The 16,457-nt window shown below is 63.1% G+C and carries 16 protein-coding genes; 7 read left to right on the top strand and 9 right to left on the bottom strand.

From position 1 onward, the window contains the following. Window positions 1–38: 38 nt before the first annotated feature. Window positions 39–947, bottom strand: a complete 909-nt coding sequence (locus HDG34_RS32745; RefSeq protein ID WP_184066463.1) for an ABC transporter permease — start codon at window positions 945–947, stop codon at window positions 39–41. Next, entirely contained in the window at window positions 944–1,726 is a 783-nt protein-coding gene (locus tag HDG34_RS32740) for an ABC transporter permease (protein WP_184066460.1), read from the bottom strand. The genes HDG34_RS32745 and HDG34_RS32740 overlap by 4 nt, the downstream gene beginning before the upstream one ends. A 197-nt stretch (window positions 1,727–1,923) precedes the next feature. Between HDG34_RS32740 and HDG34_RS32735 the strand changes: the two genes are divergently transcribed. Then, window positions 1,924–2,970, top strand: coding sequence for a substrate-binding domain-containing protein (locus HDG34_RS32735; RefSeq protein ID WP_184066457.1), 1,047 nt, complete (start codon window positions 1,924–1,926; stop codon window positions 2,968–2,970). A 33-nt stretch (window positions 2,971–3,003) separates the two neighbouring features. Here the strand turns inward: HDG34_RS32735 and HDG34_RS32730 are convergent, their stop codons facing one another. The 5 genes from HDG34_RS32730 to HDG34_RS32710 form a co-directional block, all read right to left on the bottom strand. Next, window positions 3,004–4,005, bottom strand: coding sequence for an Ldh family oxidoreductase (locus tag HDG34_RS32730; RefSeq protein ID WP_184066454.1), 1,002 nt, complete (start codon window positions 4,003–4,005; stop codon window positions 3,004–3,006). Then, on the bottom strand, window positions 4,002–5,003 hold the full coding sequence (locus tag HDG34_RS32725) for a hydroxyacid dehydrogenase (protein WP_184066451.1): 1,002 nt from the start codon (window positions 5,001–5,003) through the stop codon (window positions 4,002–4,004). The genes HDG34_RS32730 and HDG34_RS32725 overlap by 4 nt, the downstream gene beginning before the upstream one ends. Continuing rightward, window positions 5,000–6,334, bottom strand: a complete 1,335-nt coding sequence (gene dctA, locus HDG34_RS32720) for a C4-dicarboxylate transporter DctA (protein ID WP_184040210.1) — start codon at window positions 6,332–6,334, stop codon at window positions 5,000–5,002. Before dctA ends, HDG34_RS32725 begins: the two co-directional genes overlap by 4 nt. 227 nt (window positions 6,335–6,561) lie before the next feature. Further along, window positions 6,562–7,737, bottom strand: a complete 1,176-nt coding sequence (locus HDG34_RS32715) for a UxaA family hydrolase (RefSeq protein ID WP_018422893.1) — start codon at window positions 7,735–7,737, stop codon at window positions 6,562–6,564. Between the two features lie 83 nt (window positions 7,738–7,820). Further along, window positions 7,821–8,090, bottom strand: a complete 270-nt coding sequence (locus HDG34_RS32710; RefSeq protein ID WP_018422892.1) for a UxaA family hydrolase — start codon at window positions 8,088–8,090, stop codon at window positions 7,821–7,823. Window positions 8,091–8,344: 254 nt separating this feature from the next. Between HDG34_RS32710 and HDG34_RS32705 the strand changes: the two genes are divergently transcribed. The 6 genes from HDG34_RS32705 to HDG34_RS32680 all read left to right on the top strand — a co-directional run bounded on the left by HDG34_RS32705 (window position 8,345) and on the right by HDG34_RS32680 (window position 14,076). After that, entirely contained in the window at window positions 8,345–9,130 is a 786-nt protein-coding gene (locus HDG34_RS32705; RefSeq protein ID WP_184066447.1) for a GntR family transcriptional regulator, read from the top strand. 477 nt (window positions 9,131–9,607) lie between these two features. After that, window positions 9,608–10,627 (top strand): ABC transporter substrate-binding protein, encoded by a 1,020-nt coding sequence (locus HDG34_RS32700; RefSeq protein ID WP_184066444.1) that lies wholly within the window; start codon window positions 9,608–9,610, stop codon window positions 10,625–10,627. Between the two features lie 2 nt (window positions 10,628–10,629). Continuing rightward, window positions 10,630–11,439, top strand: coding sequence for an ABC transporter ATP-binding protein (locus HDG34_RS32695; protein ID WP_244144794.1), 810 nt, complete (start codon window positions 10,630–10,632; stop codon window positions 11,437–11,439). Further along, on the top strand, window positions 11,432–12,352 hold the full coding sequence (locus HDG34_RS32690) for an ABC transporter permease (protein WP_018422888.1): 921 nt from the start codon (window positions 11,432–11,434) through the stop codon (window positions 12,350–12,352). The genes HDG34_RS32695 and HDG34_RS32690 overlap by 8 nt, the downstream gene beginning before the upstream one ends. Before the next feature lie 28 nt (window positions 12,353–12,380). Beyond that, window positions 12,381–13,133, top strand: a complete 753-nt coding sequence (locus HDG34_RS32685) for a sulfite exporter TauE/SafE family protein (protein WP_184066441.1) — start codon at window positions 12,381–12,383, stop codon at window positions 13,131–13,133. A gap of 34 nt (window positions 13,134–13,167) precedes the next feature. Beyond that, window positions 13,168–14,076, top strand: a complete 909-nt coding sequence (locus HDG34_RS32680; RefSeq protein WP_184066438.1) for a LysR substrate-binding domain-containing protein — start codon at window positions 13,168–13,170, stop codon at window positions 14,074–14,076. On the opposite strand, the gene HDG34_RS32675 is transcribed toward HDG34_RS32680, so the two are convergent. Both HDG34_RS32675 and HDG34_RS32670 read right to left on the bottom strand, forming a co-directional pair. Next, entirely contained in the window at window positions 14,016–15,767 is a 1,752-nt protein-coding gene (locus HDG34_RS32675) for an L-aspartate oxidase (RefSeq protein WP_184066436.1), read from the bottom strand. The genes HDG34_RS32680 and HDG34_RS32675 overlap by 61 nt on opposite strands. A 35-nt stretch (window positions 15,768–15,802) precedes the next feature. Beyond that, window positions 15,803–16,414 carry a FumA C-terminus/TtdB family hydratase beta subunit gene (locus tag HDG34_RS32670; protein WP_184043520.1) on the bottom strand — a complete coding sequence of 204 codons (612 nt, stop codon included), beginning with the start codon at window positions 16,412–16,414 and terminating at the stop codon, window positions 15,803–15,805. Between the last annotated feature and the right edge of the window lie 43 nt (window positions 16,415–16,457).

Raw genomic sequence — 16,457 nt, 5'->3', positions numbered from 1 at the left:
TGCGCTCCGTCACGGTTGAGAGAGTGAAGCCACGGGTGCTAGTGCCGGGCCACGCGCCGGTTGCGCATCGCGTACGCTTCGATGCGTCCAAGCAGCAGGTCGATTGCCGCGCCCACCATACCGATTGCGATCATCGCGCTCATCACCGTCGCAGTGTCGATTGCCGCTTGTCCCTTGACCATCATGTAGCCAATGCCGCTCGACGCGACGATCAGTTCGGCGCCGACCAGCGACATCCAGCCCAGTCCCGCCGCGACGCGCACACCTGCGATCACCGACGGCAACGCGCCTGGCAGCAGCACTTCGCAGACGATCATCCGGTTCGACGCGCCGAGCATGCGCGCCGCTTCGAGCAGCCTGCCGTCGACCTGCTGCGCACCGCGATAAGCATTGACGACGCACGGCGGAAACGCACCCGCAAAAATGATCAGCACCGGGCCACCGATGCCCGTGCCGAACCACAGCGCGGCAAACGGCACCCATGCAATCGGCGCGATGAAACGCACGGTTTCGAAGAGCGGCGTCACGCAGTAGTCGAGCCAGCGGAACCAGCCCATCATCAGACCGAGCGGCACGCCCAGCGCGACGGCCAGCAAAAAGCCCATCAGATAGCGCTGCAAGCTCGACCACAGATGCACTTCGAGCGTGTAACCGACAAACGGATGCGTGAGCAGATCGGCAAACTTGTGAACGACTGCAAGCGGCGTCGGTAGAAAGATCGCGGGGACGAGTTCTGCTGCCGATGCCAGCCACCAGATGCCGAAGAATGCGATCAGCCCCGCGGCATTCAGCGTCCAGAGCGGCACGTTGCGTCGAGCCACAGCACGCCCAGGCTCGCTGACCATCTTGCGCTGGCGCCACGTGCGTGCCGCACTGCCGGACTCGCGATCGACGCCGACGGGCTCGATGTCAGGATGCGCGACACCGCGCAGATGACCCGGTTTCATCTGTTCGCTCTCCAAGGCATGAGTTGCCGTTCGATTTGCCCAAGCGCGACCGTCATCAACCATCCACACAGCGCGACCGTCAGCATCGCAACGACGATCATCGCCGGATAGATGTCGAGCGAGCCTTGCGTCAGCAGATGCCCGAGACCTTTGACCGAACCGATCAGTTCGCCCGCCACGAGCGTCGTCCATGAAGCCTGCAATGACAGGCGCAAGCCTGTGAAAATCATCGGCAGCGCGCCGGGAATCATCACTTCCAGCACGAAGCGCGAACGCCGCAAACCCAGCATCTCGGCGGCTTCGAGCATCGGCACGTCGAGATTGCGCACGCCCGCGAAACTGTTGATCACGCATGGCACGAACGCCGCGAACCAGATCACCATCACCTTCGCGGAGTCGCCGAGTCCAAGCCAGACGATCGCGAGCGGAATCCACGCGAGCGGCGGAATGGGTCGCAACAGCAGAAAGATCGGGTTGAAGAACGCTTGCGCACGCGGCGAGTAGCCCATCCATAGGCCGAGCGGCACGCCCGTCACCGCCGCCGTCGCGAAGCCGTATAGAACGAGCTTCACGCTCTGCACGATGTGCTGGTCGAGACGGCCGTCGGCATAACCGACCGTCACCACCTGGGCAAGCGCCTGCCAGGTATCGAACGGAGTGGGGAATCTCGACGCTGCGACGATGCCTGTGAGAGCCGTCAGCACGTACCACGCGGCGAGCGTTGCAGCGAGCGTGCCGATGCTGCACAGGAAGCGCGGTGAACGCAATGCGGGGAACACATTGTCTCCTGCCTGTTCAGCGGCGTGAAATGCAACGTGCCGCGCAATGAAATGTAACCGCTTGCATTTGAATATAGACGCTATGATCACGGGTCACATCGGGATTTATACCGATTCGAATGATGTTGTACTGTCGTTCGCTTGCAATCGGGCACTACAATCAATTGAGCCTATCCAAACCTGTCTGATCTGCCGCAATGAATACCTTGCCACGCGCCCGTATCAGCGATGTCGCCACACTCGCCGGCGTCTCGACGGCAACTGTGTCGCGCGCTCTCTCCAACCCCGACATGGTGAAAGCGGACACGCGCGCGCGCATCCGTGATGCGATCGCCACGCTGGGATATGTGCCCGACGGCGCGGCGCGCGCGCTTGCGCTGGGCCGTGCGCGAATGGTCGGCGCAATCGTGCCGACGCTCGACAACGCGATCTTCGCGCGTGCGGTGCAAGGCTTGCAAACCACACTGTCGAATTCCGGCTATCAGTTGCTGATCTCCGCGCACGAGTACAACCTGTCCGCGGAAATCGAAGTCGTGCGCGCGCTGCTGGAACGTGCTGTCGACGCAATCGTTCTGGTCGGCACCGACCATGCGCCGCAAACCTATGAACTGATTCGCGCGAGCCACGTCGCGCTGCTGCTGACCTGGTCGCACGCCGAGCGCCCCGGCGCAGCCGGCAGCGGCGACGCAGATTCACCGCCGTCGATTGGCTTCGACAACCAGTTGATCGGGCAACTGGCCGCTGAACATCTGCTCGAACTCGGTCATCGCCGCTTCGGCGTGATCTCGGGCTTCACGCGCCATAACGACCGCGCGCGTCAGCGGATCGAAGGCTTCCGGCGAATCCTTGCACAGCACGATATCCGTCTGCCTGATGCGAACATCATCGAACAGCCGTTCGGCTTCGAAGGCGGTCGCGCCGGGCTCAAGCTACTGACGCAATTGCGCCCTGCTCCAAGCGCCATTTTCTGCGGCAATGACGTGCTCGCGCTGGGTTGCCTGTTCGAAGCGCAATCGGCCGGTATCGCCGTGCCGCAGCAGTTATCGATTGTCGGTTGCGACAATCTGCCCATCGTCTCGCAGATCACGCCAGGTCTCACTACCGTGCTATTGCCCACTTACGAACTCGGCGAACGCGTCGCGCGCGCACTGCTGCGCTGGCTCTCGGACGGCGTGCCGCCGCAGCGCGAGTGTCTGCCGATCGAACTGATCGTGCGTGGCACGAGCGGCCCGGCGCCCGCGTGAAGTGCGCCTGGTTCCTTTCGGCGCATTCGCGCATCACGCGACCAAGGTCTGCAACTGTGTGAGCAACGCATCGGGAATCTCAATTCCATCGCGGCTTGCCGCGTCGGCCAACGCATGCCGCCGTTGCCCTGGCAAACGGACATCCGCATCCTGCAACATCGCCGCGACAAGCGCCTCGACCCGTTCTACGTACATCTCATTGCCCGCCAGCGCGCCCGGATCGATGGCCCAGAACAGATGGCCGATCCGCGAGCGTGCCCCCTCCTCGGTCAGGAACGATCCCGCTTCATAGCCGAAGTTCGCGCCCGCCAGCGCCGCCGCCAGCAGTTCGACCATCAGCGCGAGCATCGCGCCTTTCGCGCCGCCGAACGGCAGCATCATGCCGTCGAGCGCCGCCTTGGCGTCGGTGGTCGGCGTACCGTCGCGGGCGGTCGCCCAGCCGGACGGTATGGGCTTGCCATCGCGCGCCGCAACCATGATCTTGCCGCGCGCCACTTGCGACAGCGACAGGTCGACCATCAATGCGTCGCCATTGCGGCGCGGAAACACGGCGGCAATGGGATTGGTGCCGAATAGCGCATGACGCCCGCCCCACGCGGGCATCGCCGCCGGGGAATTGCTGAACGCAAGGCCCACCATGCCCGCCGCGCCGATCGCCTCCAGGTGATATGCGCCGACGCCGAAATGATGGCTGCGGGTCACGCTCGCCACTGCGCTGCCGTGTTCGCGCGCACGGCCGATCAAGGTCTCGACAGCAAGCGCGCAGGCGGGAAACGCCATGCCATCGGCGGCATCGACGAGCACGGCGGCGTTGCGCGTCGCAACAATGGAGGGCTTCGCCTGCGGATCGACGCGCCCGTTGCGCAACTGCGCGACGTACATCGGCAAACGCGAAACACCGTGCGACGACAACCCGCACGAGTCCGCATACACCAACGCGCGGGCCGTGGCCGTCGCGGTCTCCGGCGTTGCGCCCGCGTTGCGGACGGCGCGCGTCGCGAGTTCGAGCAGTTCGTCGGCTGAGACTCGCGTCATCGTGAAATTCCTTCGGTCACGTGTGAATCACGCTGCGCAAGCAGGGCCTCCGTCACGCGCGCCGCAACGAGCGTGCTGACACGTTCGTTCGACTGCATGGTCAGCCCCGCAATGTGCGGCGTGAGAATGAGGTTTGGTGCGTCGGCCAGCGGGGAACGGGCGGCGAGCGGCTCGTCGTTGAAAACGTCGAGCGCCGCGCCGCCAATGCGGCCTTCGCGCAACGCCAAGGCAAGCGCCGCTTCATCGACGATCCCGCCGCGCGACGTGTTGACGATGATCGCGTGGCGCTTCAGCGCCGCGAGTTGCGATGCGCCGAGCAGATTGCGCGTGCTGTCGACGAGCGGCACATGCAGCGTGATCACATCGGCGGCACGCAACGCTTCGTCGATGCTCACGCGGCGTGCGCCGGTCGCGGCCCAGCACGCCGCGTCGGCCGGCTGCAGCGGATCGTAGGCGAGTACCTGCATGCCCAGCGCACGCGCGAGCTGCGCAACGAGTTGCCCGATGCCGCCGAAGCCGATGACGGCAAGCGTGCTACCCGCCGCTTCACGGCCATTCGAAAGCGCCGCGCGCGGCCATTTGCCCGCCGCGACCTCCATGCTCGAACGGTATGCACCGCGCAGCAGCATCAGTGCCGTGGCGAGCACGTACTCGGCCACCGCGCGTGCATTCGCACCCGTCGCCGGGAACACCGATACGTTGCGTTGCGCGCATGCGTCCAGATCGATGTTGTCGAGCCCGACGCCCAGACGCCCGACTACGCTCAGACGCGGCGCGGCATCGAGCAGCGCGGCCCTTACCTGCGTGCGATTGCGCACGATCAGCGCGTCGGCATTGGCCAGCAACGCGTTCAACGCAACGGGTTGATCGACGAGCGACGCATCGACATGCACGTCGAAGTGCTCGCTGAGCGCTGCGACTGCGCAAGCGTCGATGAATTCGCTGATGACGATCTTCTTGCGCGTCGCGCGCGGATTGGTATTCAGGTTCGTGCTCAATTCGAGCGCTCCTGTACATACGCGGGCGGCGCCATGTCGTTGACATCGCTTGCGTTCGCTTGCGGCTCGCCGCGTTGAACTTCCGGCGGCGCGGCCAGCAGTTTGCGCGCGGCCTGCACATCGAATGCGCCTTCCCAGCGGGCGACGACAATCGTCGCCACCGCATTGCCGATCATGTTCACGATCGCGCGAATCTCGTTGAGCACGCGATCGATACCGAGTATCAGCGTAATGCCCGCAACCGGAATGATGTTGTGCGTCGACAGTGTCGCCGTCAGTGCGACCAGCGCCGCACCCGCCACGCCCGCGCCGCCCTTTGACGTCACCATCAATATCGCCAGCAGCCCGATCTGTTGCAGCAGCGTGAGATGGGTATTGGTGGCCTGCGCGATGAAGAGCGAGGTCATGGTCAGATAGATCGCGGCGCCGTCGAGGTTGAACGAATAGCCCGTCGGCAGCACGAGCCCGACTACCGGCTTCGGACACCCAAGCCGTTCGAGCTTTTCCATCAACCGAGGCAACACCGATTCCGTTGTAGACGTGCCCAATACGATCAGCAGTTCCTCACGCAGATACTTGAGCAGCGGCCACAACCCCACGCCCGCCCAGCGGCAGATCGTGCCCAGCACCAGGGCGATGAAGAGAATGCTCGTCAGATAGAAGCACACGATCAACAGACCGAGTTGCTGCAACGTCGAAATGCCATATTTTCCGACTGTGAACGCCATCGCGCCGAACGCGCCAAGGGGAGCCAGGCGCATGATCATTTCGACGATCCGCATCAGCGCTTCGCCGCTCTGTTCGATCACGCGCGACAGGAAGCGGCTGCGCCGCGACATGATCGATAGCGCGATGCCGAACAACACCGAGAACAGCAACACCTGCAACAGATCGCCCCGCGCGAACGCGCCCACGACCGAATTCGGCACAATCTCTTCGAGGAAGCTGGTGTTCGACTGCGCGTGAACTTCCGTCACGTAATGGCTGACTGCATGCGTATCGAGCGTCTTCGGATCGATGTTCAGCCCGGAGCCGGGGTGCAGCAGATTGGCGACGACAAGGCCGATGACGAGCGCCACCGTCGTCACCGCTTCGAAGTACACGATGGTTTTGAGGCCGACGCGCCCGACCTGCTTGAGATTCTCCATCCGCGCGATGCCGACGGAGACGGTACAGAAGATCACCAGCGTGATCAGCATCTTGATGAGCCGGATAAAGGTATCACCGAACGGCTTCATCTGGACGCCGAGATCCGGCCAGAAATAACCGACGAGAATGCCTGCCGCAAGTCCGATCAGAACCTGCACGTAAAGATGTTTTAGCACGCGCAAGATGGTGTCTCCTCCACTCGCTGCTGCTGGAAAATGGAACAGCGCCGTGCGGCGCGTGCCGGGCTTCTTGGGCCCGAGACGTCACGCGTGCGCGCGCTGCCGCGAAAACTCCATTGAATACGGGGGATCCGAAGCTGACGCGAAGCTAACTGTCATCGCAGCCGCCTGCGCGATCAGGATTCATGCGCTATGCAGCGCGGCCCGTCGCGAGGACGGGCCCGGAGAAATTACGCGCTTTCGAACAGGCGCGTCAACACGAACTCGCGGTGGCCGAGCGCTTCCGCCGACGTAAAGCGCCCGTTCGCGGTGCGCAGCATCGATTCCAGCAGTTTGTCGCCAGCCTGATCGAGATTCTGTTCGCGCTGCAATAGTCCCGACACATCCACGTCGATATGCTCGCTCATCGTGCGCACCGTACGCGGGTTCGCGCAAATCTTGATGACAGGCACGATCGGATTGCCGATCACGTTGCCCTGCCCGGTCGGGAAGAAATGCACGGCAAAGCCCGACGCGGCGCACAGCGTAACCATCTCGGCCGCGGCTGACGACGAATCCATGAACCACAAGCCCGGCCCCGTCGGTTCCTCGGCCTTGTCGAGCACGCCGTCGACTCTGCACTTCTTGCCGATCTTCTGGATATTGCCCAGCGCTTTTTCTTCGATGGTCGTCAGGCCGCCCGCGATGTTGCCTTTGGTCGGTTGCGACTCCGACAGATCGTCGGTCTTCCAGCGGTTGATCATGTCCTGATAGCGGTCGAACATGAACTGGAAGCGCTCGCGCACCTGGTCGTTCGCGCAACGCGCCGCAACGATCTGCTCGCCGCCCGTGAGTTCGGACGTCTCGCCGAAGACGAGCGTCGTGCCCAACCCGTAGAGCTTGTCGAACGCATTGCCGACAGTCGGGTTCGCGCCGCAGCCGGACGTGGTATCGGATTCGCCGCACTTCGTGGATACCCACAGGTCCGAAATCGGGCATTCTTCGCGATCGAGAGACGTGGCGTACTGCACCATCTCTTTCGCGGTTTTCGAGGCACGCATGATCGTATCGTGATCGCCATGCAGTTCGATGCCGAAGCCCATCACCGGCTTGCCTGACTTCGCAATGCCGTCTACGACGCGTTTGGTCCAGCCTTCCTCGATCCCGATCACGACGACCGCCGCGACATTCGGGTTGCAGCCGGCGCCGATCAGCGTGCGGAAATGCAGATCGAGGTCGGCGCCGAACTGCAGGCGGCCGTATGGATGCGGTAGCGCCATCGTGCCTTTGATGGCCGTTTCGACGGCCAGCGCGGCGGCGTTCGACAAATCGTCGACGGGCAGGATGATCACATGGTTACGCACGCCGACGCGTCCATTGGAACGGCGAAACCCGCGGAAAGTGGTGTTCTGGTCAATCACGCTCATGGTGGCTCTCTTCGATCTGGCTCTGTTGAGTGGGGAAGCTCGCTCGCAATGTCGATGCGCGAGCTGGTCGATCCTCGCGCCGGCTACCAGCGCTTCGTCTTGATGTTGTGAACATGCGCATGTTCACCCGCGCGGATCGGCGCAACGACCTTGCCGATGTCCACGCCGTACTTGAACACCGTGTCGCCGACCGCCATGTCTTTTAGCGCCACCTTGTGACCGATCGGAATGTTCTGTTTCGCCGAGATCGTCACGAGCTCGTCGTCGTCCATGATCCACGCGTTCAACTGGGTCCCCGCCTTGATGCCTTCGACAACCGCCACACCGACGGTGTCTTTCGCTTCGTGCAGCACGATATGAATCGTTTTGCGGTCTGACGAAGGGCTGGCGGAAGATCCTTCACCGGATTGTTGCGGTGCACCTGCTGCGGTGTGGCTCATCAGTTGTCTCCAGTCTGTTGGTACGGTTTGGTTCGCCTGCGTGAACCCATCTTAGGCGGCACATTTGCATGTGTCAACCATATCATCTATATGTGTTTGATGAACCGTATGAAGTAGAATCAATTGAAAGACAGCAGCAATGAAGATGCAACGACAGGATGAGATCGATGAATACGTTGACGACGGGTATCAATCTACCGAACAGTGCGGCCACCACGCCGGCAATCGGCGGCACGCGCTACAAGGAAGTGAAGAATGCGATGCTGGCCGCGCTGGCCGCGCACGAATGGAAGGGCGGCGAAACGATTCCTTCGGAAAAGCGGCTGGCCGAACGCTTCGGCGTATCGATCGGCACGCTGCGCAAGGCAATCGACGAACTGGTGGCCGACAACATTCTGGTGCGGCATCAGGGGCTCGGTACTTTCGTCGCGCAACACCAGCGTGATCGTCATTTCTTCCGCTTCTTCCGCATCGTCCGCCAGGACGGCGACAAGACCTACCCGACCGTAACGCTCGTGCAGTTCAGGAAGGCCAAGGCTACGCGCGATATCGCGACGCTGCTGAAAATCGAAACGGGCGCGCGCGTGTTCACGTTCATCAACCGTCTGGCGCTGCATGGCGAAACGGTGATGATCGACAACATCACCGTACCCGAGGCGCGTTTTGCGGGCCTGACGGAAGCCGCGCTGCGCAGCCGGCCGAGCACGCTGTACAACTTCTATCAGGATGCGTTCAACATCAACGTGCTCGGCACCGAGGAACGCGTGCGCGTCGCGGTAGCCAATGAACTCGAAAGCAAACTGCTGGAAGTGCCGCACGGCACGCCGCTTCTTGAAGTGCGGCGCGTCGCGTATTCGTATCATCAGGCGCCCGTCGAAGTGCGGATCTCGCATGCGAACACCGCACGCTACGAATACGTCGGTGCTTCGGCATCGCACGAAGAGCCGCTCTGACAAGGCCAGAAGCCAAGCGCGGTGCGCAGCGCCAAAAGCCGCCGGCCGCGCGCCGCACATGTCACGTTTTCCCGCATTTGCAATCAACAGCACGATCACCTACACTCGCTACTCATACAGATGAGTTAAATCACACGGAGCTGAATTCGCTGAATGCCACAGTCACCGAAGCAAGGCATTTCACGCGCGATCCGGTTGCCCACAACACACCATCTGTGAACCTGATTCCGGCCGCGTCGCGCAAACCGTTTTGTCGCGAGCAGGCCGGCAACAAGGAGACACTCACGATGCGTACCCCGCCTCATCGTCATCCCGCTCATGTCCTTCATGTCGCGCCTTGCCGCGTGACGCATGCGTTGCGCCGGCCGCAGCCACGCGAGACCGAATAGGCACACGCAGCCCCCACCCATCCGGTTTATCCGGTGTCGCATTTCAACAGATTGGCCGTGCCGTTCCTGTCGCAAGGAGTGTCCAGCGATGAGCCTTCGTAAAGTTGCCGTATTTCTCTCAACGCTGCTCGCTCTCGGCGCAGCTCTCACCAGTGCGCCCGCCCGCGCCGAACTGTCGGAGATCCGGATCGCGCGCCAATACGGCGTCAGCTATTTGCCGCTGATGCTGATGCAGGATCAGAAGCTGGTCGAAAAGCACGCCGCGCAACTGGGCGTGCCGAATCTGAAAGTGTCATGGGTCGAATTCGCGGGCGGCAACGTGATGAACGACGCGCTGCTGTCCGATTCGTTGCAGATCGCGTCAGGCGGCGTCGCGCCGCTCGTGCTGCTGTGGGCGCGTACGCGCGGCACGCCCGTCGAGGTCAAGGCGCTGTCGGCGATCAATTCGATGCCGCTGCTGTTGAACACCAACAATCCGACGGTGAAAACGTTGAAAGACTTCACCGGCAAGGACAAGATCGCGCTGCCCGCAGCGAAGGTGTCGATCCAGGCAATCACGTTGCAAATGGCCGCGGAAAAGGCCTTCGGCGCCGGCAACCAGGGGCAGCTCGATAAATACACTGTCTCGCTGGCTCATCCCGATGCGCAGCAGGCGCTGCTGTCGGGCAATAGCGAAGTGACCGCGCATTTCGGCTCGCCGCCGTTTCAGGAACAGGAATTGGCCCACCCTGGCGTGCGCACCGTTGTGAATTCGTATGACGTTCTGGGCGGCAAGTCGACATTCAATCTGGTCTGGTGCATGACGAAGTTCTATCAACAGAATCCGAAACTCGTGCAAGCCTTCATGGCCGCGCTCGACGATGCCGAAGCGCAGATCACCAGGGACAAGCACGCGGCCGCACTCGCCTACCTGCGCATCAGCAAGGACAAGAGCAATGTCGCCGACATCGAAAAGATGATTTCGTCGCCCGATGTCGCCTTCACGACCACGCCCGAAAACACGCTCAAATACGCGGATTTCATGGCACGCACGGGCCTGATCAAGACCAAACCCGCCTCGTGGAAGGACATGTTCTTTCCGACCGCCCAATCGCTTCAAGGGAGTTGATCATGCATCGCACGCGTGCTGGAGCCACCCGCGCCACATCCTCGCCGAGCGGCATGCCGTTACTGGATGTCGCCGGCGTAACGCTGCAATACAAGACGCCGCGGCATCTCGTGATGGCAACGTATCGCGTCGACTTTCAGGTATTCGAAGGCGACCGTTTCGTTTTGCTTGGGCCATCGGGTTGCGGGAAGTCGACGTTGCTCAAGAGCGTCGGCGGCTATCTGCTGCCGACGGAAGGTTCGATCACGCTGAAGGGCAAGACGGTGACGAAGCCGGGCCCCGACCGGATGATGGTCTTTCAGGAATTCGACCAGTTGCTGCCGTGGAAGACGGTCAAGCAGAACGTGATGTTTCCGCTGCTCGCTTCGCACCGGCTGTCGGCGCGCGAAGCGGAACAGCGCGCGATGCATTACATCGACAAGGTCAACCTCACGAAATTCTCGGACAGCCATCCGCATACGTTATCGGGCGGCATGAAGCAGCGCGTGGCGATTGCGCGCGGCATGGCGATGGAACCGGACATCCTGCTGATGGACGAGCCGTTCGCCGCACTCGATGCGCTCACGCGCCGCAAGATGCAGGACGAACTGCTGACGCTATGGCAGGAAACGCGCTTCACCGTGCTATTCGTCACGCATTCGATTCCGGAAGCGATCAAGGTCGGCAGCCGGATTCTGTTGCTGTCGCCGCACCCGGGGCAGGTCAAGGCAGAACTCGATACGGCGGCGGCAGGCGAATCCGCTGCCACGCTCGAAAAACGCATCCAGCACATGCTGTTCGAAGACGAAATCCACGAGGCAGAGAATGTCTGACGCTACCGCACACGGTTCCGCATCCGTCCATCCGCCCCGTGACGACATGATCACGCGCGCGCCGCGCGGCGAGATCATTCGCGAACCCAGCGATGCACAGCATTTCAGCGTCGTCGAAAAGCCGCTGTCACTGTTCGAGCGCCTGTACAACCAGAGCTGGCTGCGCAAGTTCCTGATCCTCGCGCTGCTCGCGCTGGTCTGGGAAGGCTACGGACGCTGGCTCAACAATCCGTTGCTGTTTCCCACTTTCAGCGCGACCGTCGACGCGTTCTGCACGAGCATCGCAAACGGCGAACTGCCCGGCAAGGCATGGGCGTCGATCCACGTATTGCTGCTCGGCTACGGCTGCGGTCTGCTGCTGGCCGCGTTGCTGACGGCCGCCGCGATCACCTCGCGCATCGGCACGGACTTTCTCGAAACGATGACGTCGATGCTCAACCCGCTGCCCGCCATCGCGCTGCTGCCGCTCGCGCTGATCTGGTTCGGGCTCGGCAACGGCAGCCTGATCTTCGTGCTCGTGCATTCGGTGACATGGTCGGTCGCGTTGAATACGCACTCGGGCTTTCTGTCGGTGAGCAACACGCTGAAAATGGTCGGGCGCAACTATGGCTTGCGCGGCGGGCGCTACGTCGCCGCGATTCTGGTGCCCGCTGCGTTCCCGAGCATTCTGACCGGCCTGAAGATCGGCTGGGCCTTCGCGTGGCGCACGCTGATCGCGGCGGAACTCGTGTTCGGCGTGAGTTCGGGTTCCGGCGGCCTCGGCTGGTTCATCTACGAAAACAAGAACCTGCTCGACATCGCGAACGTGTTCGCGGGTCTGTTCACGGTGATTCTGATTGGCCTCGCCGTCGAGAACCTGATCTTCCGCGTACTCGAACGCCATACCGTGCAACGCTGGGGCATGCAGTCGTGAAGCATGACGTGCACGCACGGGAGGCTCGTTGCTAAGCGCCGACATCGCGCTGCTGGTGATTGGAGGCAGCGCGGTCGCGGGCTTCGTGTCGGGGCTGGCGGGATTTGCGTTCGGTCTCGTCGCGATGGTGTTCTGGGCATGGGCGCTGCCGCCGCAAGCGATCGGGCCGATGCTCGTGGTCGGCTCGCTGGTCGGACAGATGCTAACCGTGCATACGGTGCGCTCGCAGATACGGCCGAAGATCATCGGTCCGTTCATCGCAGGAGGCATCGTCGGCGTGCCGATCGGCGCGATGCTGCTGCCGTTCATCGATCCCGTCGGCTTTCGGATCGGCGCCGGTCTGCTGATGATCGTCTATTGCGGCGTGATGCTCGCCGCGAAAGATCTGCCGACGGTGACGGCAGGCGGCGCCTGGGCGGACGGCGGCGTCGGTGTGGTCGGCGGCATTCTGGGCGGCATTGCGGGGCTCGTCGGTCCGGCACCGACCATATGGTGCATGCTGCGCGGTCACAACAAAGATACGCAGCGCGCGATCTGCCAAAGCTTTTTCATCGCGATGCAATCGCTGACGCTCGTCACGTATGCACTGACGGGCCTGATCGGCAAGCAGACGTTAGTACTCTTCGGCTGGATGCTGCCGTCGTCGCTGCTGTTTGCGTGGCTCGGCTCACGGCTTTATCGGCGTCTGTCGGACACCGCGTTTCGGCGGGTGCTGCTTGCGCTGCTGTTCGCTTCGGGCGTGGCGCTGCTGGGCTCATCGCTTGTTCACGCGATGAAGTAATGCCGATGCGGCAACGTCAAGCGGAGTGAGCGTCATGAGTGCGATTCGCTATTTCGTCACGTTTCTGTCCGTCGCGCGCCACGGCTCGTTCGCCGCAGCCGCCGACGAAGTGTGTCTCACGCAGGCCGCCGTGAGCCTGCAGATGCGTTCACTGGAACGCGATCTCGACATGGTGCTGTTCGAACGGAGCGCGCGCTCGGTCGCATTGAGCGAACAGGGACGCACGATCGTGCCGCTCGCCGAAACGCTGGTCGCCGACTATCGGCGGATTCTGGCCACGGCGGGCCGCGACGAACTGGCGGGCGTCGTGCGGGTCGGCGCGCTGGTGTCGTCGCTGATGGGCGCGTTCGCCGATGCGATGCTGAATCTGAAACGCCGCTACCCGCGCCTCGAACTGAAGCTTTTCACGGGCCTGTCGAGTGACTTCACGCTACGCGTGGAGAACGGAGAACTCGACGCCGCCATCGTCACGCAGTCGCCCACCGGCTTTCCCGCCGCGTTGAAGTGGACGGTGCTGTATCACGAGCCGATGGTGCTGATCTCGTCGGCTGACAATCCGCGCGCGCACGTCGACATGCTGCTTCGTGAGCCGTTCATCCGTTTCGACCGGCAGACGTGGACAGGCATGCTGATCGACGACGCGCTGCGCGGCCTCGACGCTTCCGTGCACGACATCATGGAGCTGAACTCGCTCGAATCGATCTGCGAAATGGTGAAGCGCGGTTTCGGCGTTTCGGTAGTTCCGCGCCTCGCGAATGCGAACTGGAATCACGAATCAGGGCTGCGCGTGACCGAGTTGCCCGAGCGGATCGCGCCGCGCCGCGTCGGCCTGCTGGAACGGCGCGAACACGGACGCGAAGCGTTCACGGCCGCCGTGAAGCGTCACTTCACGACGGCGGCCGACGTTTCCGCCAGTGGCAATGATTCGTCGAGCAGCGACTGACCAGGCTTCACGCGCGTGAACTGCACGCGCCGGCGGCTGGTTTCGAAGGCGTTCTGCTGAAGCCGCAGGCATACATACTCGGATGTGTCCAGATCTCCGGCATCGGGAAAGTCTTCGCGGAAATGCGCGCCGCGCGAATTCTCGCGCAGCAACGCCGACTCGGTGATCGCGCGGCTCACGAGCGTCAGGTTGTGCAGGTTCATCCAGTCGTGCCACGACAGGTTGAAGCGCAGATCGCGTCCATCGACACCCGTGCGGTCCAGCCGTTCGCCGATGTCGATCAATGCGCTTCTCGCGCGCAGCAAGCCCTGCTCGTCGCGCAGAATGCCGACGTCGCGCCACATCAACTCGTACAGGTCGTCGCGTATCGATTCGAGCTCGCCCGCAGGCTGGCCGAGCGGCCGCGTGCAACGTTCGATGGCGCGCTCGATCTGACTGGCATCGGCGGTGGCGAGGCGCCCATGGCGCGGCACCCAGCGCGCGAGCGTCTCACCCGCAATGCCGCCGAACACCGTCGAATTCGCGACGCCGTTGCCGCCCAGCCGGTTCGCGCCGTGCACGCCGCCCGCATCCTCGCCCGCGACGAAGAGGCCAGGCAGCGTCGTCGAACAGTCGGTCTCGAACAGCACGCCGCCCATCATGTAGTGCGCGGTCGGCACCACTTCGACCTGGCCGCCCGCCAGATCGAAGCCGCAATCCGCGCAGCGTTCGACCATGCCCTTGAAACGCTGGCGCACGCTGTCGGGCCCGAGATGATCCATGCGCAGATAGACGCCGCCGTTCGGCGTCGTGTTGCCCGCGCGCAGTTCACGGAAAATGCTGCGCGAGACGATGTCGCGCGTCGCGCGCTCGCCGCGCGGATCGTAGCGGTGCATAAAGCGCTCGCCGTCGCCCGTCAGCAGGTAGCCGCCCGCGCCGCGCAGCCCTTCTTCGAGCACGGTGCCCGTCATGCGCGTATGAGTGCCCGCCAGCAAGCCCGTCGGATGGAACTGCACCATCTCCATGTCGCGCAACGTGAGGCCGGCACGCAGCGCCATCGCCATGCCGTCGCAACTCTTGTCTGCGCTCGGCGTGTGGTACTTGTACATCGTGGGGCCGCCGCCCGTCGCGAGCAGCACGGCCTTCGCGCGCACGAAGACGAATTCGCCGCTGCGAATGTCGATCATCAGCACGCCGGCCAGTGCGCTGCCGTCTTCGGACTCGATGAATTCCACCGCGCGATGTTCTTCGAGCCGCTCGATCCCGCGCGCCCACACCTGTTCGGCAAGCCGGTTGATGATCTCGATGCCAGTCTGATCGCCCTTGTGCACCGTGCGGTCGAAGGTTTGCCCGGCGAATGCCTTCTGCTTCAGAGTGCCGTCCGGGTTGCGGTCGAAGAAGCAGCCCAGTTCGTTTTCGAGTTCGTTGATCCGCTCGACCGCGCGTGTCACCAGCGTCCACGCGAGTTCCTGGTTCGACAGCCATTTGCCGCCTTCGATCGTATCCATGAAGTGACGTTCGATCGAATCGCCCTGTGCTAGCGCGACGTTATAGCCGCCCTGCACCATGCGCGTACAGCCGCATTTGCCGAGCAATCCTTTCACGGCGATCGTGATGCGCAACTGCGGCGCGTCGGCCTGCGCATGCAGCGCGGCAAACAGGCCCGCGCCGCCGCTGCCGAGAATCAGGATGTCGGTATCCACGTGCTTCATGGTCGGTTCCCCGTGATGAACGACGCTGCGTTCGTTCAGCTTCTGATGCCCAGCGACGCGAGCACCGCTTCGCGCCGCTCACGCGTGCTCTGCTGGACCTTCGTGTAGACGCTGCCGCCGTGACTATCCATCGCGACGAGCAGCGGGCCGAATTCGCCGATCCTGAAGCGCCATAGCGATTCGGGGTTCAGGTCGTCGAGATCGACGTCTTCGATCTGTTCGATCCATGTCGTCTCCAGCGCCGCCGTGCCGCCGACGATCGCGAGATACACGCCGCCGTATTTTGCGAACGCATCGCTCGACGCCTGCCCGAGCCCGCCCTTGCCGATCACGATGCGCACGCCGTATTGCGCCATCAGCGCCGCGGTGAAGCGCTCCATGCGTGCGGACGTCGTCGTGCCGACGCAGACAGGCTCGTAGCCCGCCGGATGTGCGTCCGAGCGTGGCACCTTGCGCACGTTCGGCGCGGTGTGAATCACCGCATGGCCGCGCAGATCGAAGCGAGTCGTGCGGCCACGGTCGAACATGTGGATCTGCGTGGCGTCGCGGATGCCGAACAGCGTGCCTGTCAACGTAACGGTGTCGCCCGTGCGCAACGCGCGAATCTGCGCTTCGCTAGCAGGCATGGACAGGGTGTGATGAGTCATCGATCGTTCCTTGACGGTGTGCGTGCCGATGCGGACAGCCCGC

This window comes from Paraburkholderia sp. HC6.4b, assembly GCF_014200875.1.
GTDB classification, from domain to species: Bacteria; Pseudomonadota; Gammaproteobacteria; order Burkholderiales; family Burkholderiaceae; genus Paraburkholderia; species Paraburkholderia tuberum.
Note: the sequence above shows the minus strand (reverse complement) of the source record. Positions and strands in the feature narration are given on the sequence as shown.

What these genes read in the sequence shown, in the direction of transcription:
- HDG34_RS32745 (WP_184066463.1), bottom strand. Translation starts at nt 947, where the DNA reads ATGAAACCGGGTCATCTGCGCGGTGTCGCGCATCCTGACATCGAGCCC.
- HDG34_RS32735 (WP_184066457.1), top strand. Translation starts at nt 1,924, where the DNA reads ATGAATACCTTGCCACGCGCCCGTATCAGCGATGTCGCCACACTCGCC.
- HDG34_RS32730 (WP_184066454.1), bottom strand. Translation starts at nt 4,005, where the DNA reads ATGACGCGAGTCTCAGCCGACGAACTGCTCGAACTCGCGACGCGCGCC.
- HDG34_RS32715 (WP_018422893.1), bottom strand. Translation starts at nt 7,737, where the DNA reads ATGAGCGTGATTGACCAGAACACCACTTTCCGCGGGTTTCGCCGTTCC.
- HDG34_RS32705 (WP_184066447.1), top strand. Translation starts at nt 8,345, where the DNA reads ATGAATACGTTGACGACGGGTATCAATCTACCGAACAGTGCGGCCACC.
- HDG34_RS32700 (WP_184066444.1), top strand. Translation starts at nt 9,608, where the DNA reads ATGAGCCTTCGTAAAGTTGCCGTATTTCTCTCAACGCTGCTCGCTCTC.
- HDG34_RS32695 (WP_244144794.1), top strand. Translation starts at nt 10,630, where the DNA reads ATGCATCGCACGCGTGCTGGAGCCACCCGCGCCACATCCTCGCCGAGC.
- HDG34_RS32690 (WP_018422888.1), top strand. Translation starts at nt 11,432, where the DNA reads ATGTCTGACGCTACCGCACACGGTTCCGCATCCGTCCATCCGCCCCGT.
- HDG34_RS32680 (WP_184066438.1), top strand. Translation starts at nt 13,168, where the DNA reads ATGAGTGCGATTCGCTATTTCGTCACGTTTCTGTCCGTCGCGCGCCAC.
- HDG34_RS32675 (WP_184066436.1), bottom strand. Translation starts at nt 15,767, where the DNA reads ATGAAGCACGTGGATACCGACATCCTGATTCTCGGCAGCGGCGGCGCG.
- HDG34_RS32670 (WP_184043520.1), bottom strand. Translation starts at nt 16,414, where the DNA reads ATGACTCATCACACCCTGTCCATGCCTGCTAGCGAAGCGCAGATTCGC.